Raw genomic sequence first — 22,001 nt, 5'->3', positions numbered from 1 at the left:
GCATGGCCCGGCGCTACCGCCCTGGTAGGTGCCACCTTGAACCTGGTGGGTGCCGACCGTTGGTCGGCACGCTTCACCGCTCTCGCCGGGCATGGCCCGGCGCTACCGCCCTGGCAGGTGCCACCTTGAACCTGGTGGGTGCCGACCGTTGGCCGGCACGCTTCACCGCTCTTGCCGGGCATGGCCCGGCGCTACCGCTCTGGCAGGTGCCACCTTGAACCTGGTGGGTGCCGACCGTTGGTCGGCACGCTTCACCGCTTTCGCCGGGCATGGCCCGGCGCTACCGCCCTGGCAGGTGCCACCTTGAACCTGGTGGGTGCCGACCGTTGGCCGGCACGCTTCACCGCTCTCGCCGGGCATGGCCCGGCGCTACCGCTCTGGCAGGTGCCACCTTGAACCTGGTGGGTGCCGACCGTTGGTCGGCACGCTTCACCGCTTTCGCCGGGCATGGCCCGGCGCTACCGCCCTGGCAGGTGCCAACCTTGGTTGGCACGCTTTCAGATCACACCCTGCCAAATACCAGCGCCGCGTTGGTTCCACCGAAGCCGAAGCTGTTGGACATCACCGTGTCCAGCTTCTGCTCGCGGCTTTCGCGCAGGATCGGGAAGCCTTCCACCCTCGGGTCCAGCTCGCCGATGTTGGCCGAGCCGGCCACGAAGCCATCGCGCATCATCAGCAGGCAGTAGATCGCTTCATGCACGCTGGCGGCGCCCAGCGAATGGCCCGACAGCGCCTTGGTCGAGGACAGCGGCGGAATCGCATCGCCGAACACCTCGCGGATCGCACCCAGCTCTGTCACATCGCCCAGCGGGGTCGAGGTGCCGTGGGTGTTGAGGTAATCCAGCGGACGTTCCACGTTCTGCAGCGCCATCTTCATGCAGCGCACGGCGCCTTCGCCGGACGGCGCGACCATGTCGGCGCCATCGGAGGTCACGCCATAGCCGATCAGCTCGGCATGGATGTGCGCGCCACGTGCCACCGCGTGGTCGTAGTCCTCCAGCACCAGCATGCCGCCGCCACCGGCGATGACGAAGCCATCGCGGTCCTTGTCATACGGGCGCGAGGCGCTGGCGGGTGTGTCGTTGAAGCTGGTGGACAGTGCGCCCATCGCATCGAACATCACGCTCATCGACCAGTGCAGGTCTTCACCGCCGCCGGCGAACATGATGTCCTGCGCGCCGTGGCGGATGAGGTCGGCAGCCGCACCGATGCAGTGCGCCGAAGTCGCGCAGGCGGCCGACAGCGAGTAGCTCACGCCCTTGATCTGGAATGCGGTAGCCAGGCAGGCCGACACGGTCGAGCACATCGTGCGCGGCACCATGTACGGGCCCACCTTGCGCACGCCACGGTTGCGCAGCAGATCCACCGCACCGACCTGCCATTCGCTGGAGCCACCGCCGGAACCGGCGATCAGGCCGGTGCGCAGGCCACTGACCTGTTCCGGGGTCAGGCCCGCATCGGTGATGGCATCGGCCATCGCCAGGTAGGCGAAGGCCGCGGCATCGCTCATGAAGCGCTTCTGCTTGCGGTCGATCAGCGCATCCAGGTCGAGGTCGACGCGACCGCCGACCTGGCTGCGCAGGCCGGCTTCGGCGTGGTCGGCCAGCGCAGTGATGCCGGCGCGGCTTTCACGCAGGGCAGCCGAAACGGTATCCAGATCATTGCCGAGGCAGGACGTGATGCCCATGCCGGTGATGACGACGCGACGCATCAGAAGCTCCCGGTTTCGGTGAACAGGCCCACGCGCAGGTCGCGGGCGTTGTAGATCTCGCGGTCGTCCACGTACATGCGCGCGTCGGACTGGGCCATCACCAGCTTGCGGTTGATGACGCGGCTGATGTCGATCTCGTAGCGCACCAGTTTGGCGTCGGGCAGCACCTGGCCGGTGAACTTCACTTCGCCGCAGCCCAGGGCGCGGCCCTTGCCGGGGGCACCCAGCCAGGTCAGGAAGAAGCCGGTCAGCTGCCACATGGCATCCAGGCCCAGGCAGCCGGGCATCACCGGGTCGCCGATGAAGTGGCAGCCGAAGAACCACAGGTCCGGGCGGATATCCAGTTCGGCGCGTACCATGCCCTTGCCATGCGGTCCGCCGTCCTCGCGGATTTCGGTGATGCGGTCGAACATCAGCATCGGGTCGTTGGGCAACCGGCCGGCGGCAGCGCCGAACAGTTCACCGCGTGCGCTGGCCAGCAGCTGGTCGCGGTTGAACGCGTGGAGACGAGTCATGGAAAGCGCAATCCTGGAAGCGAAAACAAGGCAACGAATTCCCGAGGATGCACGACGGATCAGGCGGATATCAAACCGCGTCTCCGTACGCGTGCGTAGTGTTTTCAGCTGAAACCACGCATCCCGTTGATGCACAACGACCATACTTCGGCGTCTGGACCGGTACGGTGCGGGTATCATGTGGGCCAACCATGAACGCACTGCGCAAGATCATCCACGTCGACATGGACGCCTTCTACGCGTCGGTGGAGCAGCGTGACGATCCGTCACTGCGCGGCAAGCCGGTGGTGGTGGCATGGCGCGGTGCGCGTTCAGTGGTGTGTGCCGCTTCGTACGAGGCGCGCGTGTTCGGCGTGCGTTCGGCGATGCCGGCACTGCGCGCCGAGCGCCTGTGCCCGGACGCGGTCTTCGTGCCGCCGGACTTCGCGCGTTACAAGGCGGTGTCGCGCCACGTGCGCGAGATCTTCCTGCGCCATACCGACCTGGTCGAGCCGTTGTCCCTGGACGAGGCCTACCTGGACGTGACCGAGCCGAAGAGTGGCATCGAACTGGCCACCGACATCGCCCGCACCATCCGCGCGCAGATCCGCGAGGAAACCAACCTGACCGCTTCAGCCGGGATCGCGCCGAACAAGTTCCTGGCCAAGATCGCCTCGGACTGGCGCAAGCCCGACGGCCAGTTCGTGATTCCGCCGCAGCGGGTGGACGCATTCCTGCTGCCGCTGCCGGTGAACCGCGTGCCTGGCGTGGGCAAGGTGATGGAAGGCAAGCTGGCGGCGCGCGGCATCGTCACCTGCGGCGACCTGCGGCAATGGACGCTGCCGGACCTGGAAGACGCCTTCGGCAGCTTCGGCCGCAGCCTGTACAACCGCGCGCGCGGTGTCGACGAGCGGCCGGTGGAGCCTGACCAGCAGGTGCAGTCGATCTCTTCGGAGGACACCTTCGCCGAGGACCTGCTGCTGGAAGACCTGGGCGAAGCGATCGTGCAGCTGGCCGGGAAGACCTGGCAGGCCACGCGCAAGACCGAACGCATCGGCCACACCGTGGTGCTGAAACTGAAGACCGCGCAGTTCCGCATCCTAACCCGCAGCTTCACCCCCGAACGCCCGCCCGAGTCGATGGAAGAACTGCGCGACATCGCACTTTCATTGCGCGCCCGCGTAGATCTACCCGCCGACACCCGCTATCGCCTGGTCGGCGTCGGCCTCGGCGGCTTCCGCGAAAAGGAAGCCGTGGTGCAGGGCGAACTGTTCGAGCACGCAACGAACGATTCCCCACGGACCTGATACATGTGTCGACCAAGGTCGACACCTACCAACAGCCGCGTGCCGACCAACGGTCAGCACCCACCAACAGCAGCGGGAACCTGTCGAAGGCGGGGTGGGTCCGGTTGCGGGGGCGTGAGCGCCATGGATGGCGCGACCGAGCCTACATGGACGTATTCACGGCGTCCCCCGCAACCGGACCCACCCCGCTAACCCTCAGAAAACCAGCCTCTGCTGTTGCTTCTGCTGTTGCAGTTGCCTCTGCGGGTGCAGGGCGCAGCCCTGCAAAAGAACCCCCCTACCTTACGGCCACTGCATCTCGCCCTTGGCCACCTTCGCACTCAACTCCAGCGACGCCACACCCGCCAGCTGCGGATAGCGCGCCCGCATCGCCTTCACCAACGCAGCGCTGTCCTTGGCCTTGGCGGTTTCAACATCGAAGGCACGGATGTAATCCGCAGTGAAGCGCAATGCACTGGCATCCAGTGGCGCACCCTCCGCGTAATGACCGGGCACCACCACTTTCGGCTTCAGCGCTTGCAGCTGCTGCAGCGTGCGCAGCCAATCGGCATGCGACTGCGACGTCTGCGTATCGGCCATCCACACGTGCTCGCCGGCCACCACCGGAATGCCACCGACGATCGCGCGCAGCGACGGCACCCACAGCACGCTGCGGTCCGGCGTCGGGCCATCCAGGCCGATCAACGGCAGGCGCTGCCCTTCCAGCTGCAGTGCATCGCCTTCCAGCACCGAGGGCACCACGATGCGTGCGGGAGCGTCGGCGCCCATCTTCGGCCCCCAGTACGCCAGCTTGCCGGCCTGGGATTCACGGATGTGCGCCACCGTCTGCGCGGTGGCGACGATGCGCGCCTGCGGGAACGCATCCTGCATGGTGGCCAGCCCGAAGTAGTAGTCCGGATCGCCATGGCTGATGTAGATGGTGGTCAGCCGCTTGCCGCTGGCACGGATCTGCTCGACCAGCCGGCGTGCATCGCCGGCAGCAAACTGCGCGTTGACCAGGATCGCGTCGTTGCGCCCTTCGATCAGCACCGAGGACACCGGGAACATTGCCTGCGGTCCAGGATGGAAGGTGTGCAGGCGCAGCTGGGATGTGGCAGCGCTGGCGGGTGCAGGCGCGGCAGGTGCGGCCAGCAGCGGGGCGCTGCTGAAGCTGGCAGCCAGCGCGAGAGGAAGCAGCAGAGCAGCAGTACGCATGGGAGGTGTCCTTGGGGTGTCGAGCCGAGCGTGGGCTATGCCGGGGGTCCTTGCCCGGCCCCCTACGGGCCGTCGCAAGCGACGTTGGCAACGGCTCCTGCCGTTGCCTTCGGCTTTACAGGTGGGTAGCGCCGGGCCACGCCCGGCGGGCGGTCAGGCCGGCGAGTGCGTGATCAGTACGCCGCTGTGATGATCTGCCTGGGGTGCTTGTGCGCTTCCAGTTCGGCGACGAACGCGGCGCCGTAGTCGGCGTAGCTGATGCGGCTGTGGCCGCTGGCATCGGCGAGGAAGGCCTTGGGCTGCACGCGGTACTGCCCACGCTCTTCACCTGGGCCGATTTCGGCGGCCGGCGAGAAGAAGGTCCAGTCCAGGTCGTCCACCGCCTGCAGGCGGTTGAACGCTTCACGGTGGGCAAGCGCGTAGGGCTTGTAGGCCTCCGGGAAGGTGGGGGTGTCGACCAGCTGCACGCCGGGGGCGACTTCCAGGCTGCCGGCGCCGCCGACCACGACCAGGCGCGGCACGTTGGCCTTGCGGGCGGCGTTGGCCAGTTGTGCGGCAACCTCGCCGACGCGACCGATGTCGTCGCCCGGGCGCGGGCCGTAGGCGCTGGCCAGCACATCGTGGCCGGTGATGGCGGCGACCAGGGCGTCCTGGTCATCCAGCGAGGCGATGACCGGATGGGCGCCGGCCAGCTCGGCCGGCAGGTCCTGCGCGCTGCGCACGATGACGGTCAGTTGATGGCCGTTGGCCAGCGCGTGGCGGGCAATCTGGCGGCCGATGTTGCCGGTGGCACCGACGAGGGCGATCTTCATGGCAGGACTCCGTGGGGGTGGTGGCTGGGAATGGGGCCACTGTAGGCCGCTGCAGTCGCTCGAAAAACAGCGTATAACGCGCTTGTTTGTTGCATGGATCGAGCAGATGGACCGATTGACCGCCATGACCGTGTTCGTCGAAGTTGCCGAGCGCGGCAGCCTGACCGCCGCCGCCGAGGTGCTGGACATGTCGCGGGCCATGGTCAGCCGCTACCTGGCCGAGGTGGAGGGCTGGCTGGGCGCGCGGCTGCTGCACCGGACCACGCGGCGGGTCAGCCTGACCGGGGCCGGTGAAGCCGCGCTGGCGCGGTTCCGGCAGATGCTGGCGATCGGCGAGGAGCTGCAGGGAGAGCTGGCCAGCGACGATCCCGAGCCACACGGCACGCTGCGCATCACCGCCAGCGTGTCGTTCGGGCAGAGCCATCTGGCGCGTGCGGTAGCCGCCTTCGTGCAGCGCCATCCGGCCGCACGCATCGAACTGCTGCTGGTCGACCGCATGGTCAACCTGGTGGAGGAGCGCGTCGACCTGGCTGTGCGCATCGCGCGGCAGATCGACCCCAGCCTGATCGCACGTCGTTTGGCGATCTGCCGTTCGGTGCTGTGCGCGACGCCGGCCTACCTGCAGGCGCGTGGCACGCCGACCGCGCCCGAACATCTCGCCGCGCACAACTGCCTGACCCATCACTACGTCGGCAGAAGCCTGTGGCAGCTGCATCGCGAAGGACGCTCGTTGTCGGTGGCGGTGGGCGGCAACATCAGTGCCAATGAAGCATCGCTGTTGCTGGAGGCGGTGCGCGCCAATGCCGGCATCGCCATGTTGCCGACCTACCAGGTCGCGCCGTTGCTGCGCAGTGGTGAGCTGATCGAACTGCTGCCCGAGTACAGCCTGGACGAGCTGGGCATTCATGCCGTGTACGCCTCGCGCCGGCAACAGCCCGTTATCATGCGGCGATTCCTGGATTTCCTCGCCGAGTGCTTCGCCAGCCCGGCCTTCCAGGATCTGGACTGGCGCCCTTCGCGCAAGGAGAACCCATGAACCATGGACAGGCGTTGATCGACCACAACCGTGCTGCCTGGGACCGCCAGGCCAGCGAGGTGCGCGAGTGGTCGCGACCGGCGGATGCCGGAACGATTGCCGCCGCACGCGAGGGACGCTGGCAGGTACACCTGACGCCGCGTGCGTTGCCGCTGGATTGGCTGGGCGATGTGCGTGGCAGGCGCATCCTGTGCCTGGCCTCGGCCGGTGGCCAACAGGCACCCGTGCTTGCCGCAGCAGGCGCTGAGGTGACCGTGTTCGACCTTTCCGACGGGCAGCTGGCGCAGGACCGCGCCGTCGCCGACCGCGATGGTCTGTCGCTGCGCACCGTGCAGGGTGACATGCGTGATCTGCAGGCCTTTGCCAACGACAGCTTCGATGTGGTGTTCCATCCCATCTCGAACCTGTACGTGCCCGACGTGCGTCCGGTGTGGGCCGAGTGCCGCCGGGTGCTGGCACGCGATGGCCTGCTGATGGCCAGCTTCTACAATCCGGTGGTGTTCGTTGCCGCGCGTGATGCACAGCTGAGCGAGCAGGGCCTGATCCGCCCGCAGTACGCGATTCCCTATTCCGACCTGGAAGACCTGGAGCCCGCCGCGCGCGAGGCCAAGCTGGCCCGTGGCGAAGCGCTGACATTCGGCCACAGCCTGGGGGATCTGATCGCCGGGCAGCTGGATGCCGGGTTCGTCATCGACCGCTTCATGGAAGACTGGCAGCCGCAGCCGCGCTTCCTGATCGACCGTTACCTGCCGACCTTCCTGGCCACCCGCGCACGCCGGATCGGCTGAAGACGCGGGCGTACAATGGACGGCCCCACGTTGCACGAGTGAGCCGTCCCTTGTCGTATCCCTATCCGCTGGTCGTGTTCGACCTCGATGGCACGCTGGTCGACAGCGCCGCCGATATCGCCGAAGCACTGAACCGCACGCTGGAAGACATCGGCCTGGCGCGCGTACCCGAAGCCACCGTGCTGGGCTGGATCGGCGACGGCGTGCGCCGGCTGGTCGAACAGGCCGTGCAGGCCGCCGGGCGTCAGATCGATCTGGCAGCGGTGATGCCGACCTTCATGGTCCATTACCGCCAATGCCTGCTGCGCAGCCCGCAGCTGTTCGCTGGCGTAGTGGACGCGCTGGCACAGTTGCGCGCGTTGAACGTGCCGCTGGCCATCTGCACCAACAAGCCGGCCGCGCTGGTGCCGCCGTTGCTGCAGCACCTGGGCATCGCCGATGCCTTTGCGCTGGTGCTGGGTGGTGATTCGCTGCCTCAGCGCAAGCCCAGTGGTGAGCCGTTGCGGCATATCGCCGCGCACTTCGAACTGCCCGTCGACGCGTGCCTGATGGTTGGCGATTCGCTCACCGACTATCGTGCTGCCGAGGACGCCGGCATGCCGATCGCGCTGGTGCGCTACGGCTATCCGCGAGGACTGGACCTGGAAAACGCGCAGGCCGTCGCGGTAATCGACGACCTGCGTGAACTGCCGGGATTGGCTGCGGTATCGGCGATCTGACCCGCCGGTAGCGCCGGGCCATGCCCGGCGGCCCTTCGATCTGGCGCCCCGACGCCGGGCATGGCCCGGCGCTACCACTTACCTGGGCTGGTAACGCACGCTCAGCTGATATTCGCGGCCTGGCTGGTTGAACCACGCCACGGTTTCGTACTCGCGGTCGAACACATTGGCCACCCGCGCCAGCACCGACCATGCCGGGGTCAGCGCGTATTCGGCGCGCAGGTCCAGCGTGCCGTAGCCGCCGACCTTCACCGCGTTGGCGGCATCGTCGTAGCGCTTGCCCGCGCCCTGTACGGTCAGGCCGGTGCGGAAGTCGCCGAAGCGGCGATCGATGTCCAGGCGCGCGGTCTGCTGCGCACGGCGTGCCAGCCAGTTGTCGAACTGCGCGCTGCCGTTGGTGCGGTTGCGCGGGTCGGTGAAACTCAGCTGCGCGTTGATGTCGAAGCCGGCCACGGTGGCGCCGCCGGTCAATTCCGCACCGCGGATGCGTGCCTTTTCGACCTGCTGCATGCGGAAGGTGGCCGCGTCGTAGGTGATCAGGTCATCGATGCGGGTTTCGTACACGTCCAGGCCCCAGCGCCAGCCCTGGCCCTGCTGCGAGATGCCGAGGTTGGCACTCCTGGACTTCTCCGGGTCCAGCGTCGGCACGCCGCTCCACGGGTCGTACAGGTCGCTGAAGGTCGGTGCCTTGAACGCGGTGCCGTAGCTGGCGTTGACGCGCAGGCCGTGGCCCAGCTCCATCGCCCAGCCGAGGCTGCCGGTGGCATGGTTGCCGAACTGCTGGTTGTCATCATTGCGTGCGCTGGCCTGCAGCTGGTGACGGCCGAAGCGCGCCTGGTACTGCAGGAATACGCCGGTGTTGCGACGGCTGTCGACCAGGTAACCGGCGCTGCTGCCATCCAGGTTGTCCTCGCTCCAGTCCACGCCGGTGCTGAGCAGCTGGCCTTCGGCAACACCGATGTCGGCCTGCAGCGAAGCGCTGTCGCGGTGCGTCTGTGCGCTGCCGCGTGCACCGAAATCACCGAAGTTGTCGGACTCGTTGTCGCTGCGCCCGACGTTGGCGGTCAGCGTCAACTGTTCGGACGGGGTGTAGCGCACCTTGCCGGCCAGCACCTGCTGGCGGGTCTCGGAGTAGTTGTAGTAGCCGTCGTAGTGGTTCTTGCCGTCGGCACGCAGGGCGCTGCCTTCCACGGTCCACTCGTCGCTCAGGTTGTAACCACCGCGCAGGCTCTTGGACAGGTTGCGGTAGCCATCGCGGTCGGGTTCATCGGCGAAGCAGCCGGTAAACAGCGTGGCCGAACCGCGGCAGGCATCGATGCCATCCGAATGCTGGTAGGCGATGTCGGCACCGAACCAGCCGCGTTCGGTGCCGCCACCGATGCCACCGCTGGCTTCACGCAGGCCATTGCTGCCGCCGCCCAGCTGGAAGTGCGGAGCGAAATCACCCTGGTTGCGGCGGGTGAAGATCTGGATCACGCCGCCGATGGCGTCGGCACCGTACAGGCTGGACTGCGGGCCGCGCACGATTTCCACGCGCTCGATCTGTGCCAGCGGCAGATCCTGGTACATCGCCAGGCCGAGGTCGGCGCTGTTGATGCGCACGCCATCGACCAGCACCACGGTGTGCGAGGAATTGGTGCCACGCAGGAACAGCGAGCTCTGCTTGCCCAGGCCACCGGCGTTGGTCAGGTTGATGCCGGCGCGGCCCCGAAGCAGTTCCTGCAGGGAGGTGGCCTGGCTGGATTCGATCTGCGCGCGGTCGATCACCTGCGCAGGCGCAATGCTGTCCTGCAGGGCGATCGGCGTGCGGGTGGCGGTGACCAGCACCTGGTCGAGGTCGGCGGCGCCATCATCGGCCAGGGCCAAGGCAGGAAGTGCGGCCAGCACGGCCAGGGACAGCATTCGGGACTGCAGTTTCATCGGGGGACTCCAGGTGCCGCGCACGCCCGCGCAGCGAAGGGGAGGAGTCACAACAGGCAGGCACGCGCCGATGCCGCAGCCATCGCCGCAGACAACCAGCGCCATGCCCACCGCATCGCGACCTGAGGCTTCCGGGCCGGTCTCCGGGCTCGCCGCCGGGTGGCCCGAGGCCACCGTCCAGGCGCCTTCCCATGCCTGCGGCACAGTGGCGGGTTGCCTGGAACTGACGTGCTTACCGTTGCGGGGGCAGCGCCGGCATGGCGTGTTGTCACGCGTCACCGGCTTCCCGTTTCAACCTGCCGGCAGGGCCGCAGGTCACCTGGAAGTGCGCGCAGTCTACGGCATCGCGGCCGGCCCGTAGCAGTGAACCTGCGCTACTGGCGAGGCGCGGATGCACCTGCACGGTGCAGCAGACCTGCGCCAGCGCCTAGAATGCAGCTCGAATTATCGTGGTGCCGTTGCCGATGTCCGTCTGTTTTCCGCTGTTCCCGCGCCGCCCTGACTGGGCACGCGCATGATCCTCGACCTGGTCCGCCATGCCGGCAACGGTCGTGATGAGTTCCTCGATGGCCGCAGCGATCCGCCGCAGCTGGCCCGCCTGCCGCAGGAGCTGGTCGATGCCTATGCCGGGCAGTCGTGGGAACGGGTGATCAGTTCGCCGCGCCTGCGCTCGCTGCATACGGCGATGGCACTGGCCACACCGCGCGCGCTGGATGTTGAGGCCGACGAGGAGTGGGAAGAGCTGGATTTCGGTGACTGGGATGGCCAGTCATTGTTCGATCTGCCGGAAGAGGCGTTGGCCGCGTTCCACGCCGATCCGCACGCGTTTCCGCCGCCGCATGGCGAAAGCTGGGGCCACTTCGAACGGCGCATCGCACGCGCGCTGGATCGCCTGCTGGATGACGACGACCCGCCACCGACGGTCGTGGTCAGCCACGGCGGCCCGCTGCGCATGGTGCTGTCGCTGGTGTGCGGCCTGCCGATGTCGCTGTGCTGGGCGCTGCGCATCGACCACGGCACGCGCCTGCGCGTGTGGGTCGAGCGCGGTGAAGCGGGGCTGGTGGGCGAGCTGCTGGAGCTGCAGCAACCCTGACGAATCCGGTAGCGCCGGGCCATGCCCGGGGGATTCCACATCACCCGCGCTACGCGCTCGCCGGGCATGGCCCGGCGCTACCGATCGCGCATCACGGTGGTGGTGCCGGCCGCTGGCCGGCATTCCCAGCAACGCGGAGGCCTCAATCCTCGTCGGCGCTTTCGGCCGCGCTTTCTTCGCCATCATCCTCGGCGTCGAAGCGCTGCTCATGCACCGGGCCCGAGGCCGGACCTGCCGCCTTCAGCGGATGCACGGCGATTCGTGCTTCGTAGTCCTGCACCAGCGCCGTACGCTGCGGTTCGCTCAATTCCTGCCAGTGGCAGTCCAGCAGCGCACCTTCCAGCGAATACAGCAGGTTGAGGCTGGGCTTGAAGCCGGCACGCTTGACCTTGACGAAGGCACCGACGGCACCGGTGGCAACCAGGTCCTCACGGCTGCGCAGGCCCACCTGCCGCAGCCATGCCGCACTCTTCGGGCCGATGTTGCGCAGCTTGACCGCGCTCACGCCAACGCCCCGACGAACACCTCGGCGATGGCTTCCAGGCCGGCCTGGTCCTCGGCATCGAAGCGGCCGACGACCGGGCTGTCGATATCGAACACACCGATCAGCTCCCCACCGCGGAGCAACGGCACCACCAGTTCCGAGCGCGATGCGGCGTCGCAGGCGATATGGCCGGGGAAGGCGTCCACATCTTCGATCCGCTGGGTGACGCGCTGGCTGGCGGCCGCACCGCACACGCCCTTGTCCAGCGGAATGCGTACGCAGGCCGGCAGGCCCTGGAACGGACCGACCACCAGTTCCTTGCCGTCATACAGGTAGAAGCCCACCCAGTTCAGGTCGGGCAGGGCGTGGTAGACCAGTGCAGCGAGGTTGGCCGCATTGGCGATGCGGTCGGACTCGCCGTAGACCAGGCCACGGGCCTGTTCCAGCAGCTGGGCGTATTGTTCCGGCTTGCTGCCGGTGAGCGAGGCGTTGGCGAACATGGCCGCAGTCTAGCAAGCGTGCCGGGCCAGCGATAATGGGGGCTCTGCTGCCCTGCTGGAGCCTGTGATGTCCCTGCCTGCCACGTTGCCGACGGCCCTGTTCGTCACCGGTACCGATACCGAGATCGGCAAGACCGCCGCCAGTACCGCGCTGCTGCACGCGCTGCGCCGGCGCGGCCTGCGCGCGGTGGGCATGAAGCCGGTGGCCAGCGGCAGCCATGACGCGGGGCAGGGGCTGCGCAACGACGACGCGCTGGCATTGCAGGCCGCCAGCCTGCCGGTGCCTGACTACGCCGATCTGAACCCCTACGCATTGCGCCAGCCGTTGGCGCCCGAACTGGCGGCCGCAGAAGATGGCGTGCGCATCGAACTGGCCCCGATCGTGGCGGCCTTCGAACGCCTGCGCGCACAGGCTGACGTGGTGGTGGTCGAAGGCGTGGGCGGCTGGCTGGCGCCGTTGTCGGCGCAGCTGGACCAGCTTGACCTGGTACGTGCGCTGCGGCTGCCGGTGGTGCTGGTGGTCGGCATGCGCCTGGGCTGCGTCAACCATGCGCGGTTGACCGCACACGCGCTGCAGGCCAGTGGCGTGGAGTGCCTGGGCTGGATCGGCAACCACATCGATCCGTCGATGCAGCGCCAGGATGAGAATTTCGCGACCTTGCAGCAGCGTCTGCCGATGCCCTGCTGGGGCCGGCTGCCGCATCTGCCGGGCGCCGATGGAGAAGCGTTGAGCGCGTATCTGCACAGCGCGTGATGGTAGCGCCGGGCCATGCCCGGCGGATTTTCTGGCCGCCACGCGGTGCGCTCGCCGGGCATGGCCCGGCGCTACCGATCAATCAGCGCGCCACCAGCTCCCGTGCGATCGCACCCAACCGTTCCACCGCAGCGATGAAGCGCGCGTCCAGGGTCTGGCAGCACGACAACCGCAGGCAATGCCGGTAGCGCGCGCCACGCGAATACACCTGGCCCGGCATGAACACGATGTCCTCTGCCAATGCGCGCTCGAACAGCTCCCGGGTGTCTACGCCAGGCAGCTCCAGCCACAGCAGGAACCCTCCCTGCGGCTCGGTGGCGCAGGTGCCGGCCGGGAAATGTTCGGCCACCAGCTGCCGCAGGCGACCGACCTGTTCGCGGTACAACCGGCGCATGCGATGCAGGTGGTGCTCGTAGCTGCCGGCTTCCAGGTAGGCCGCCACCGCATCACCGAGCAGCTGCGGTTCGCCGCCGGTGGACTGGAATTTGAGCAGCGCGATGCGTTCGGCGAAGCGGCCGCCATCGAGCCAGCCGATGCGGTAGTCCGGTGCCAGCGTTTTCGAGAATCCACCGACCACCATCACCCAACCGTCGCGGTCGAACGCCTTCAGCAACGGCGCCGGCGGCTCGCTGAACTGCAGTTCGGCATACACCGCGTCTTCGATCAGCGGCAGCTGGCGTGCGTTGACCAGTTCGGCCAGGCGCTGCTTGTCGGCGATCGGCATCGTGCAGCCCAGCGGGTTGTGCACGGTCGGCATCACCACCAGCGCCGCAAGAGGGGTGTGCTGCAGCAATGCTTCCAGCGCATCCACGTCCAGGCCGCGCTGCGGATGGGTGGGCAGTTCGATCGGCTGCAGGCCCAGCGTGGTCAGCAGCGGATACAGGTTGAAGTACGAGGGTGCTTCGATTCCCACCGCATCGCCGGGTTGGGTGACCGCGCGCAGTGCCAGTTGCAGTGCTTCCATCGCACCATGGGTCAGCAGCAGGCGTTCGGGGTGGGTATGCAGGCCCATCCGCGGGCCACGCCGCACGATCTGCGCCAGCAGGCGTGGCGATCCATTGGGGCGGGCGTAGGTCTCCACGGTCTGCTGGCCATGGCGAAGTACCTGCGCGGTGTGCCGGGCCAGCTGCGCACCCGGGTAGAACTGGCGCCCGCGCGGGCCGGCAAAGGCGAGGTCGATCACGCCGGGGCGCCGCTGCGCTTCCAGCACCCGCGCCATCAGCACCTGCTGCAGCGGGGCGGTGGGCGCGGACGGCGCATCGCGCAGCGAGCGCTGCGGAACCGACAGTCGCGGCGCGACTTCGAAGCCGGCCTTGGGCCGCGGAATGACCAGACCGGCGTCTTCCAGCTGACGGTAGGCCGCGATCACGGTGTTCAGGCTGAGCTGGCGCTGTGATGCCATCTGCCGCAGCGACGGCAGCCGGCTGCCGACCGGCAGGCGCCCGCCGTGGATGGCTTCAGCCAGCTCGTCCGACAGCCGCTGGTAGCGGGGAGGAATCATCGTGGTGGTGTCTTCTGTATCCATCGACCCGGCCCGCATCTGGTTCTGTACCCATGATGCTGACGAGCCTAGCATGTCGTTGTCGGCCGGGCCTGATCGGGGCCGGGTCGATACTTCCCAAGCGCACGGCCCTGTGGCCGTGCGTCTTTTTCATGCCGTGGTGGCGGCCAGCGGCCGGCACCACCATGGGGTGTCAGCGCATCGGCACCAACGCGGGATCGCGGCGGTACAACGCCGGGAACTGCTTGCCCAGCGCGGTCAGCTTGGGCGCGTCGTAGTAGCGGATGTACGCGGCCTGCGGGTAGTTGCTCATGTAGTTCTGGTGGTAACTCTCGGCCGGGTAGAAGCGCTGGCCGCTGCTCACCTGGGTCACGATCGGCGCGCGGTAGCTGCCCGCCTGGCCGAGCTGGCCGATGTACGCACGGCTTGCCGCCTGCTGGCGCGCGTCTTCGACGTAGATAGCCGAGCGGTACTGGCTGCCATGATCGGGCCCCTGGCGGTTGAGCTGGGTCGGGTCGTGCACCACCGAGAAGAACACCTGCATCAACTGCCCATAGCTGACCTGGCGTGGGTCGTAGTCCACCTTCACCGCTTCGGCGTGGCCGGTGCGGCCACTGCTGACGCGTTCATAGCGGGCGTCGGCGGCACTGCCTCCGATGTAACCGGACACCGCGTTGCTCACCCCTTTTACGTGCTGGAACACGCCCTGCACGCCCCAGAAACAACCGCCGGCGAAGACCACGCTGGCGTGGCTGGCGTCATCGCGGAACGCCGCATCGCCGCTGGGCGCAGGCAGTGGCTGCCGCTGCGCGGTGGGCTCGGCCGGGGCGGCGATCGCGCTGTGGTCCACCAGCAGCACACCCGCGACCAGCGCGGTGGCGACCAGGCCGGCGACGCCGGCGGCAATGCCCTGTTCAAAGGAGAGTTTCATCGTGTGCTCCCGGTTCAACCGAAGGTGAAGGCGTAGGCCTGCACGCCTGCGTCGAGGAATTCGATCTCGAAACGATGCGGACTGATCGGGCCGCGCTGGCGGATCAGCTGGTACAGGCGGTGCTCGTTGACGGTGCCGGTGCCATCGGCGGCCACGTCGGCGCCGGCATCGGCCGCAGGCAGTGGCTTGCCATCGAGCAGCACGCGGAAGCGCACCGGCTTGCCGTCCTCGCCCGGTGCCAGCACCAGATGCAGGTCGCGGGCGTGGAACTGGAACGCAATGCGGCCGCCGGCCTGCTGCAGTTGTGCAGCCTCATCGTTGACCCGCCACTGTCCGGACAGGCCCCACTGGTTCAGCGCCAGGGTGGACGGCAGCGTGTAGCCGAATGCTGCGTCGGCGCGCTGCCCGCCCGGCGAGGCGAACTGCTCGGCACGTGCGTGACCCAGGTAGGTTTCCGGCGAGCGCAGGTTGCCCATGTCGGCCTGCGTGGCCACGCCCTGCAGGTCAGCCGCGGCCGGATCAGCAGGTGGTGGCAGGTCGGTCTGCCCGGCTTCCACCAGCAGGCGGCGGATCACCTGTTCGGAGTGCGCGTAGTTGCCCTCGCCGAACTGGTGGCCACGGATGTTGCCCTGCGCATCGACGAAGTAGTGCGCCGGCCAGTAGCGGTTGTTGAACGCGCGCCAGATCGCATACTGGTTGTCGAGCGCGACCGGGTACTGGACCTTCAGCTGCTGCACGGCCTTCATCACGTTGCGCGGGTCGCGCTCGAACGCGAATTCCGGGGTGTGCACGCCGATCACCACCAGGCCATGGTCGCGGTAGCGCTGTGCCCACTCGTGCACGAACGGCATCGCACGCAGGCAGTTGATGCAGGAATAGGTCCAGAAGTCGATCAGCACGACCTTGCCATGCAGCTGCTCTCGGCTCAGCGGCGGGCTGTTGAGCCACCCGGTGGCGCCGTCCAGCGTGGGCAGCGTTCCTTCCACCGGCAGCGGCGCGCCTGCCTGGCCGGCTGCCATCATCATCATCGGTGGTGCTGCCGGCTGCGTGCCGGGCACGGCATCGAGCAGGCCCTGTTCGATGCGTGCGGTACTGACTGCGGACAGGCGGGTCAGCAGGCCGGTGTCCCAGCCCAGGCCGATCGCCACCACTGCCAGCAGCGCGGCCACGCCGAGCACCCGGCGCACCACATTGCCCAGGCCGAGCCGGGCCTGCAGTGCGCGGAACACACGGCCGCCCACCCACACCGCCAGCGCCAGTGCGGTCACGGCGCCCAGCGCGTAGGCCAGCAACAGCGAACTGGTGCCGGCACTGGCGCCGTTCAGGGCCGCACCGGTCAGCACCAGGCCGAGGATCGGACCGGCGCAGGGTGCCCACAGCAGGCCAGTGGCGATGCCGATCAGCAGCGAGGTCCCGGCGCCGCCACGGCCAGCCGCATCCGCGGCGTCGGCACGTGCGCTCAGGCGCGCGCCGATGCGCTGGAACGGCGCCAGCAGGTGGTCGGCCAGGGTCGGCCACAGCAGCGCGATGGCGAACACCGCCATCAGTACCAACGCCACCCAGCGGCCGACCTGGTTGGCCTGCGCCACCCACTGGCTGCCGACCGCCGCCAGGCTGGCGACCACGGTGAAGGTCAGTGCCATGCCCAGCAGCAGCGGCAGGGTGCTGCGCAGGAAAGGACGATCAGCGCGTGCGAACACGAACGGCAGCACCGGCAGGATGCACGGGCTGAGCAGGGTCAGCACGCCGCCGAGATAGGCAAGCAGCAACAGCAGCATCATCAGGCTCCAGAAGCAGGGGAAGAACCGACCGGCACGCGCCAGCCGCCAGCGGCGTCCTGATGCGCAGTCCCGGGCATGAACGCCATCGCGGCGCCGTTCATGCAGTAGCGCAGCCCGGTCGGCCGCGGGCCGTCGTTGAACACGTGGCCGAGGTGGCCGCCACAGCGGCGGCAATGTGCTTCCACCCGCAACATGCCGAAGGTGGTGTCACGGTCCTCGCCGATGGCGTTGTGCAGCGGCGCCCAGAAGCTGGGCCAGCCGGTGTGGCTTTCGAACTTGGTGGACGAAGAGAACAGCGGCAACGCACAGCCGGCACAGGCGAACGTGCCCTGCCGATGTTCCTTGTTCAGCGGACTGCTCCAGGGGCGCTCGGTGGCCTGCTGGCGCAGCACGGCGTACTGCGCCGGGCTCAGCAGCCGGCGCCACTCGGCATCGCTGCGGACCACCTCGAACTGTCGCGCAGGCCGTGCCTCGGCAGCGGCCGGGGCCGCGCGGCTGCACGCGCCCAGGCCCAGCAGGCCGGCGGCGGTGACAGCACCGCCCAGGCCCAGCAGATGGCGGCGGGTGAGGGACATGGTGGACTCCGGGAAGGGGCGACGGGGCCATGCTGCGCCCCCTCCGGTCAACGAATCCTCACGCAGGATTCAATTTTTCGTGAGGTATCCACGCCGCTCCCGCGCCACAATGCGGGCAGCCTCCCCACTGGCCTGAAGCTGCCGATGTCCGCCAAACGTGTCCTGATCGTTGAAGACGATGCCCACATCGCCGACCTGCTGCGCATGCACCTGGGTGATGAGGGCTATGAAGTCGCACACGCCGCCAGCGGCGATGCCGGCCTGCGCCTGATCGAACAGGAAGGTCCGTGGGATGCACTGGTACTGGACGTGATGCTGCCGGGCGTGGACGGCCTGCAGGTCTGCCAGCGCGCACGCGCGATGGCGCGCTACGTGCCGATCATCATCATCAGCGCGCGTGGCAGCGAAACCCAGCGCATCGTCGGCCTGGAACTGGGCGCGGACGACTACCTGGCCAAGCCGTTCTCGATGCCGGAACTGGTGGCGCGCGTGCGTGCGCTGCTGCGCCGCGCCGAAGCCATGGCACAGAACGCGCGCATCGATGCCGGGGCGATCGAACTGGGGGGGCTGCGGCTGGACCCGGTCGCCCGTACTGCCGCCGTCGATGGCAATGCACTGGAACTGACCCCGCGTGAGTTCGAACTGCTGCTGTTCTTCGCCCGCCACCCGGACCAGGTGTTTGCGCGGATGGAACTGCTCAACCAGGTCTGGGGCTACCAGCACGACGGTTACGAGCACACGGTCAACACCCACATCAACCGCCTGCGCAGCAAGATCGAGACCGACCCGGGCAACCCGCGGCGCCTGCTGACGGTGTGGGGGCGCGGTTACAAACTGGTCGACCCGGCCGGGGCGGCCACATGATCAAGCCGAACCTGTGGCAGAAACTGGCGCTGGTGATGTCGGCACTGATGCTGACGTGCTGCATGGCGCTGCTGGCGTGGCAGATGCGCACCAATACCCGGCATGAGCAGGAAGTGGTGCAGCGCCTGTCGCTTGGATTGGCCGAGCACATCGCCCAGCGCAGCGAACTGATGGACACCAGCGGCATGCGCGATGCAGCGGTGCGCGCATTGTTCGGCCAGCTGATGGCGGTCAACCCCAGTGTCGAGGTGTACCTGCTGGATGAGCAGGGTCGCATCCTCGGCCACGATGCGCCCAGCGGCCACCTGGTGCGCAGCCGGGTGGACGTGGCACCGCTGCGGCGCCTGCTGTCCGGTGCGCCGCTGCCGATCCTCGGTGACGATCCCCGCAGTGCCGATGGCCGCAAGGTGTTCAGTGTCGCGCCGCTGGTGGTGCAGGGGCGGCAGGCGGGTTACGTGTACGTGGTACTGGTGGGCGAACACCGGCAGATGCTGGCCGACGATCTGGCCGCCGGCAGCCAATGGCACACCACGCTCTGGTCGGTGCTGCTGATCGGCGGGCTGGGCCTGCTTGCCGGCCTGGTGGCCTTCTACTGGGTGACCCGGCCCCTGCGCCAGGTCACCCGGCGCATACAGGCCTTCGACATCGACGCACCGACGCCACTGCCCGCGCCGGTACCGCTGCGCGCGGGTGAGCGCGATGAACTGAAGATCCTCGAACATGCCCATTCGCAGATGGCACAGCGGCTGGGCGAGCAGTGGCAGCAACTGCGCCAGCAGGACCTGCAGCGCCGCGAACTGGTGGCCAACATCTCGCACGACCTGCGCACGCCGTTGTCCTCGCTGCACGGTTACCTGGAAACGCTGGCGCTGAAAGAAGCCACGCTGTCGCCGCAGGAGCGTCGTCGCTATCTCGGTATCGCGCTGGCGCAGAGCGCCAAGGTCGGCCGTCTGGCCCGGGCGTTGTTTGAACTGGCGCGGCTGGAGCACGGTGAAGTGCGGCTGGAGTGGGAAGTGTTCGCGCTGCCGGAACTGCTGCAGGACGTACTGCAGAAGTTCGAGCTGGCCGCGCAGGCACGTGGGCAGCGCCTGCACGCTGATTTCCCGCCGGGCCTGCCGCTGGTGCGCGCCGACCTGGGTCTTGTGGAGCGCGTGCTGACCAATCTGCTCGACAACGCGCTGCGGCATGCGCCGGACGGGGGCCGTGTGCAGGTGCAGCTGTCGGCGCTGCCCGACAGTGTGCAGGTGGCGGTGCAGGACGATGGCCCCGGGGTGCCGCTGGCGCTGCGCGGGCAACTGTTCCAGGCGCCGGCGGCACTGGGCGCGCGGCGTGGCGAGAACGGCGGGCTCGGCCTGCTGATCGTGCAGCGCATCGTGCAGTTGCATGGCCGCCGTATCGAACTGCGCGACAGCGGACAGGGCGCGCTGTTCGTGTTCGCCTTGCCGCGTGCCGATGCCGAGGCGAACTAGACGTTGTCTGCCGGTGGCGGGACACCGCTTTCCATCGGCAGCAGCAGCCGGATGCAGGCACCGCCGAGCACCGAATCGGCCACTTCCACGCGGCCGCGATGCTTGTCCGCCACCACCTGCACCAGCGCCAGGCCCAGCCCGAAACCCGGGCTGGCCTGGTCCAGCCGCACGTAGGGCTGCAGCACCTGGCTGCGCAGTTCGACGGCGATACCGGGACCGTCGTCCTCCACCTGCAGGCACAGCCATCCCTCGTTGAGCGTGCTGACGATGCGGATCTGCCGGCGCGCATAGCGCAGCGCGTTGCCCAGCAGGTTGCGCAGCGCCAGTTCCAGCATGTGCCGGTTGACGTTGACCAGCCCTGCCGGTGACAGGTCCTGCTGCACCGGTATCGTCAGTGGTGCGAACTGCTCGACCACACCGCGTACCAGCGCGGCCAGTTGCAGGCGCTGGCGGGTGACCTGATGGCAGCGGCCGAGCGCGGCATACTCGACACCCGCATCGGTCAAGTGCTGCAACCGGTCAATGTCGATGCGCAGGCCGGACAGCGCATCGCGCTGGGCGTCGTCCAGTCCGGTGTCTTCCAGGTCGGCCAGGCCGAAGCGCATGCGTGCCAGCGGTGTGCGGACTTCGTGCGCCACCGCTTGGGCCAGCACGCGCTGGCTGTCCAGCAGCAGCTGCAGCTGTTCGGCCATGTGGTTGAACGCCTTGGCCAACGGCCGCACCAGCGCGGTAGCGGCGCGCGGCGCACGGCTGTCGAGCTGGCCATCGCGCATCCGTCGTGCGGTCTGTGCCAGCTGCGAGACATCGCGCCACAACCGGTAGACCATTACGTACATCGGCAATGCCACCGCCACCATCAGGATCAGCAGGATGATGGCCACGCCGGAGGCTTCGCTGTCCTGCCAGCCTTCTTCGGGCAGGGCCTGGTCCAGCGGCCCCAGGATCAGCGCACTGCTGCTGTTGCCGACGCGCTGCAGGCTGCGCATGCTGTCCAGCTCGATCTGCACGTGTCCGTTGAGCAAGCCCTTGCGCTGTTTCGCCGGCAGTATCGCGGCAGCTTCGGTCAGCGGCATCAGCTGCAGGGGATAGGCGAAATCGCTGTCCAACTGTTGCGCCAGGGCTGGCCATTGCGCCGGTGGCGTTTCGGCGAAGCGATGTTGCAGCATGGCGTGCGGGCCGCGCATTTCCGCCTGCAGGCTGGCCTCGGTGCGGTCTTCCAGCAGCGCATCCCAGGCCCATAGCCCGAGCACGATCAGCAGCAGATGGGCGGTGAGGAAACCGATGCCGTAGCGCAGGAAGTGGAAGGCATGGCCACGCATGGCCGACGACGGATGCTTCATCCCCATGCTGATCGGCTGAACAGGTAACCACGGCCGCGCACGGTCTTTATCCGCTCGGGCTGCTCCGGGTTGTCGCCGAGCTTGCGCCGCAGGCGCGAGATGCGTGCGTCGATCGACCGATCCAGGCCATCGAAGGCGATGCCGCGCAGGCCACGCAGCAGCGCATCGCGGTCGAGGATCTGGCCCGCGTTGCCGGCCAGCAGGAACAGCAGGTCGAACTCGGCGGTGGTCAGCTCCAGCAGGCGGCCCTGCAGGTGCACGTTGCGGGTGGATGGGTCGATGCTCAGTTCACCGAAACGCAGGGCGCCATCGCGTGGCTCGACCCGGCGGTGGCGGCGCAGGTGGGCGCGCAGCCGGGCCAGCAGCACCCGTGGTTCGATCGGCTTGCCGATGTAGTCGTCGGCGCCCAGCTCCAGCCCCAGCACCTGGTCGATGTTGTCGGTGCGGGCGCTCAGCACGCAGATGATCCCGTCATAGTGGGGCCGGATCTGCCGACACACTTCGAAACCATCCTGACCCGGCAGACCGATGTCGAGCAGGACCAGCGCCGGCTTCTCGCTGAGGATCCGGGCGATCGCGCGCTGGCCGCAGCGTTCGTGGGCGACCTGGTAACCGTGGCGCTTCAGGTAGTCGCTGACCATCGTGCCCAGCCGAGCGTCGTCTTCAACCAGTACGATATCCAGCATCTACAAGGCCTCCGGGGTGCTTCCGTACCGCCGTGGCACGAG

The 22,001-nt window shown here is 68.2% G+C and carries 21 protein-coding genes and 1 riboswitch; of the genes, 8 read left to right on the top strand and 13 right to left on the bottom strand.

Annotated features, from left to right (window positions below; translation table 11 throughout):
- Positions 1-502: 502 nt before the first annotated feature.
- Positions 503-1,711 carry a beta-ketoacyl-ACP synthase I gene (gene fabB, locus K5K93_RS10215; RefSeq protein ID WP_222390879.1) on the bottom strand — a complete coding sequence of 403 codons (1,209 nt, stop codon included), beginning with the start codon at positions 1,709-1,711 and terminating at the stop codon, positions 503-505.
- Positions 1,711-2,226, bottom strand: a complete 516-nt coding sequence (fabA, locus tag K5K93_RS10210; RefSeq protein ID WP_025878420.1) for a 3-hydroxyacyl-[acyl-carrier-protein] dehydratase FabA — start codon at positions 2,224-2,226, stop codon at positions 1,711-1,713. The genes fabB and fabA overlap by 1 nt, the downstream gene beginning before the upstream one ends.
- A 191-nt stretch (positions 2,227-2,417) precedes the next feature.
- Here fabA and dinB point away from each other — a divergent pair, with 191 nt between their 5' ends.
- Complete coding sequence (dinB, locus tag K5K93_RS10205) at positions 2,418-3,512, top strand: DNA polymerase IV (RefSeq protein ID WP_222390878.1); 1,095 nt, start codon at positions 2,418-2,420, stop codon at positions 3,510-3,512.
- A gap of 282 nt (positions 3,513-3,794) precedes the next feature.
- Here the strand turns inward: dinB and K5K93_RS10200 are convergent, their stop codons facing one another.
- Positions 3,795-4,706, bottom strand: a complete 912-nt coding sequence (locus tag K5K93_RS10200; protein WP_222390877.1) for an MBL fold metallo-hydrolase — start codon at positions 4,704-4,706, stop codon at positions 3,795-3,797.
- Between the two features lie 173 nt (positions 4,707-4,879).
- Positions 4,880-5,518 (bottom strand): NAD(P)H-binding protein, encoded by a 639-nt coding sequence (locus tag K5K93_RS10195; protein WP_033830261.1) that lies wholly within the window; start codon positions 5,516-5,518, stop codon positions 4,880-4,882.
- 106 nt (positions 5,519-5,624) lie between these two features.
- Here K5K93_RS10195 and K5K93_RS10190 point away from each other — a divergent pair, with 106 nt between their 5' ends.
- The 3 genes from K5K93_RS10190 to gph are packed head-to-tail and all read left to right on the top strand — an operon-like array spanning position 5,625 to position 8,061.
- On the top strand, positions 5,625-6,554 hold the full coding sequence (locus K5K93_RS10190; protein ID WP_093821390.1) for a LysR family transcriptional regulator: 930 nt from the start codon (positions 5,625-5,627) through the stop codon (positions 6,552-6,554).
- Positions 6,551-7,342 (top strand): class I SAM-dependent methyltransferase, encoded by a 792-nt coding sequence (locus tag K5K93_RS10185; RefSeq protein ID WP_222390876.1) that lies wholly within the window; start codon positions 6,551-6,553, stop codon positions 7,340-7,342. The genes K5K93_RS10190 and K5K93_RS10185 overlap by 4 nt, the downstream gene beginning before the upstream one ends.
- Positions 7,343-7,392: 50 nt before the next feature.
- Positions 7,393-8,061, top strand: coding sequence for a phosphoglycolate phosphatase (gene gph / locus K5K93_RS10180; RefSeq protein ID WP_222391043.1), 669 nt, complete (start codon positions 7,393-7,395; stop codon positions 8,059-8,061).
- A gap of 78 nt (positions 8,062-8,139) precedes the next feature.
- Here gph and btuB read toward each other — a convergent pair whose 3' ends face one another.
- On the bottom strand, positions 8,140-9,981 hold the full coding sequence (btuB, locus tag K5K93_RS10175) for a TonB-dependent vitamin B12 receptor (protein WP_222390875.1): 1,842 nt from the start codon (positions 9,979-9,981) through the stop codon (positions 8,140-8,142).
- A gap of 116 nt (positions 9,982-10,097) precedes the next feature.
- Positions 10,098-10,319: riboswitch (cobalamin riboswitch) on the bottom strand.
- A 176-nt stretch (positions 10,320-10,495) separates the two neighbouring features.
- On the opposite strand from btuB, the gene K5K93_RS10170 reads away from it, so the two are divergent.
- Positions 10,496-11,074: a histidine phosphatase family protein gene (locus K5K93_RS10170; protein WP_059065880.1), complete on the top strand. Its 579-nt coding sequence runs from the start codon at positions 10,496-10,498 to the stop codon at positions 11,072-11,074.
- Positions 11,075-11,216: 142 nt separating this feature from the next.
- Here the strand turns inward: K5K93_RS10170 and K5K93_RS10165 are convergent, their stop codons facing one another.
- Together K5K93_RS10165 and K5K93_RS10160 are read right to left on the bottom strand one after the other, a co-directional pair.
- Positions 11,217-11,579, bottom strand: a complete 363-nt coding sequence (locus tag K5K93_RS10165; RefSeq protein WP_222390874.1) for a TfoX/Sxy family protein — start codon at positions 11,577-11,579, stop codon at positions 11,217-11,219.
- Complete coding sequence (locus K5K93_RS10160) at positions 11,576-12,058, bottom strand: GAF domain-containing protein (protein WP_025878430.1); 483 nt, start codon at positions 12,056-12,058, stop codon at positions 11,576-11,578. The genes K5K93_RS10165 and K5K93_RS10160 overlap by 4 nt, the downstream gene beginning before the upstream one ends.
- A gap of 67 nt (positions 12,059-12,125) precedes the next feature.
- Here K5K93_RS10160 and bioD point away from each other — a divergent pair, with 67 nt between their 5' ends.
- Positions 12,126-12,812, top strand: a complete 687-nt coding sequence (bioD, locus tag K5K93_RS10155) for a dethiobiotin synthase (RefSeq protein ID WP_222390872.1) — start codon at positions 12,126-12,128, stop codon at positions 12,810-12,812.
- A gap of 82 nt (positions 12,813-12,894) precedes the next feature.
- On the opposite strand, the gene K5K93_RS10150 is transcribed toward bioD, so the two are convergent.
- The 4 genes from K5K93_RS10150 to msrB all read right to left on the bottom strand — a co-directional run bounded on the left by K5K93_RS10150 (position 12,895) and on the right by msrB (position 17,600).
- Positions 12,895-14,337, bottom strand: coding sequence for a PLP-dependent aminotransferase family protein (locus K5K93_RS10150; protein WP_093821402.1), 1,443 nt, complete (start codon positions 14,335-14,337; stop codon positions 12,895-12,897).
- Between the two features lie 169 nt (positions 14,338-14,506).
- Positions 14,507-15,244, bottom strand: coding sequence for a peptide-methionine (S)-S-oxide reductase MsrA (gene msrA / locus K5K93_RS10145; protein WP_222390869.1), 738 nt, complete (start codon positions 15,242-15,244; stop codon positions 14,507-14,509).
- Positions 15,245-15,258: 14 nt separating this feature from the next.
- Positions 15,259-17,022, bottom strand: coding sequence for a cytochrome c biogenesis protein DipZ (locus K5K93_RS10140; protein WP_222390867.1), 1,764 nt, complete (start codon positions 17,020-17,022; stop codon positions 15,259-15,261).
- Positions 17,023-17,024: 2 nt separating this feature from the next.
- Positions 17,025-17,600, bottom strand: a complete 576-nt coding sequence (msrB, locus tag K5K93_RS10135) for a peptide-methionine (R)-S-oxide reductase MsrB (RefSeq protein ID WP_222390865.1) — start codon at positions 17,598-17,600, stop codon at positions 17,025-17,027.
- A 144-nt stretch (positions 17,601-17,744) separates the two neighbouring features.
- Between msrB and K5K93_RS10130 the strand changes: the two genes are divergently transcribed.
- Positions 17,745-18,464, top strand: a complete 720-nt coding sequence (locus tag K5K93_RS10130) for a response regulator transcription factor (protein WP_032976390.1) — start codon at positions 17,745-17,747, stop codon at positions 18,462-18,464.
- Positions 18,461-19,933: a HAMP domain-containing sensor histidine kinase gene (locus K5K93_RS10125; RefSeq protein ID WP_222390863.1), complete on the top strand. Its 1,473-nt coding sequence runs from the start codon at positions 18,461-18,463 to the stop codon at positions 19,931-19,933. Before K5K93_RS10130 ends, K5K93_RS10125 begins: the two co-directional genes overlap by 4 nt.
- On the opposite strand, the gene K5K93_RS10120 is transcribed toward K5K93_RS10125, so the two are convergent.
- Both K5K93_RS10120 and K5K93_RS10115 read right to left on the bottom strand, forming a co-directional pair.
- Positions 19,930-21,273: an ATP-binding protein gene (locus K5K93_RS10120; RefSeq protein ID WP_222390862.1), complete on the bottom strand. Its 1,344-nt coding sequence runs from the start codon at positions 21,271-21,273 to the stop codon at positions 19,930-19,932. The genes K5K93_RS10125 and K5K93_RS10120 overlap by 4 nt on opposite strands.
- On the bottom strand, positions 21,270-21,959 hold the full coding sequence (locus K5K93_RS10115; RefSeq protein ID WP_025878439.1) for a winged helix-turn-helix domain-containing protein: 690 nt from the start codon (positions 21,957-21,959) through the stop codon (positions 21,270-21,272). The genes K5K93_RS10120 and K5K93_RS10115 overlap by 4 nt, the downstream gene beginning before the upstream one ends.
- Positions 21,960-22,001 lie beyond the last annotated feature (42 nt).

Origin of the sequence: Stenotrophomonas sp. DR822 (assembly GCF_019793815.1) — a bacterium.
GTDB lineage: Bacteria > Pseudomonadota > Gammaproteobacteria > Xanthomonadales > Xanthomonadaceae > Stenotrophomonas > Stenotrophomonas indicatrix.
The sequence above is the reverse complement of the archived record's forward strand: the minus strand, read 5'-3'. Positions and strand labels throughout refer to the sequence as shown.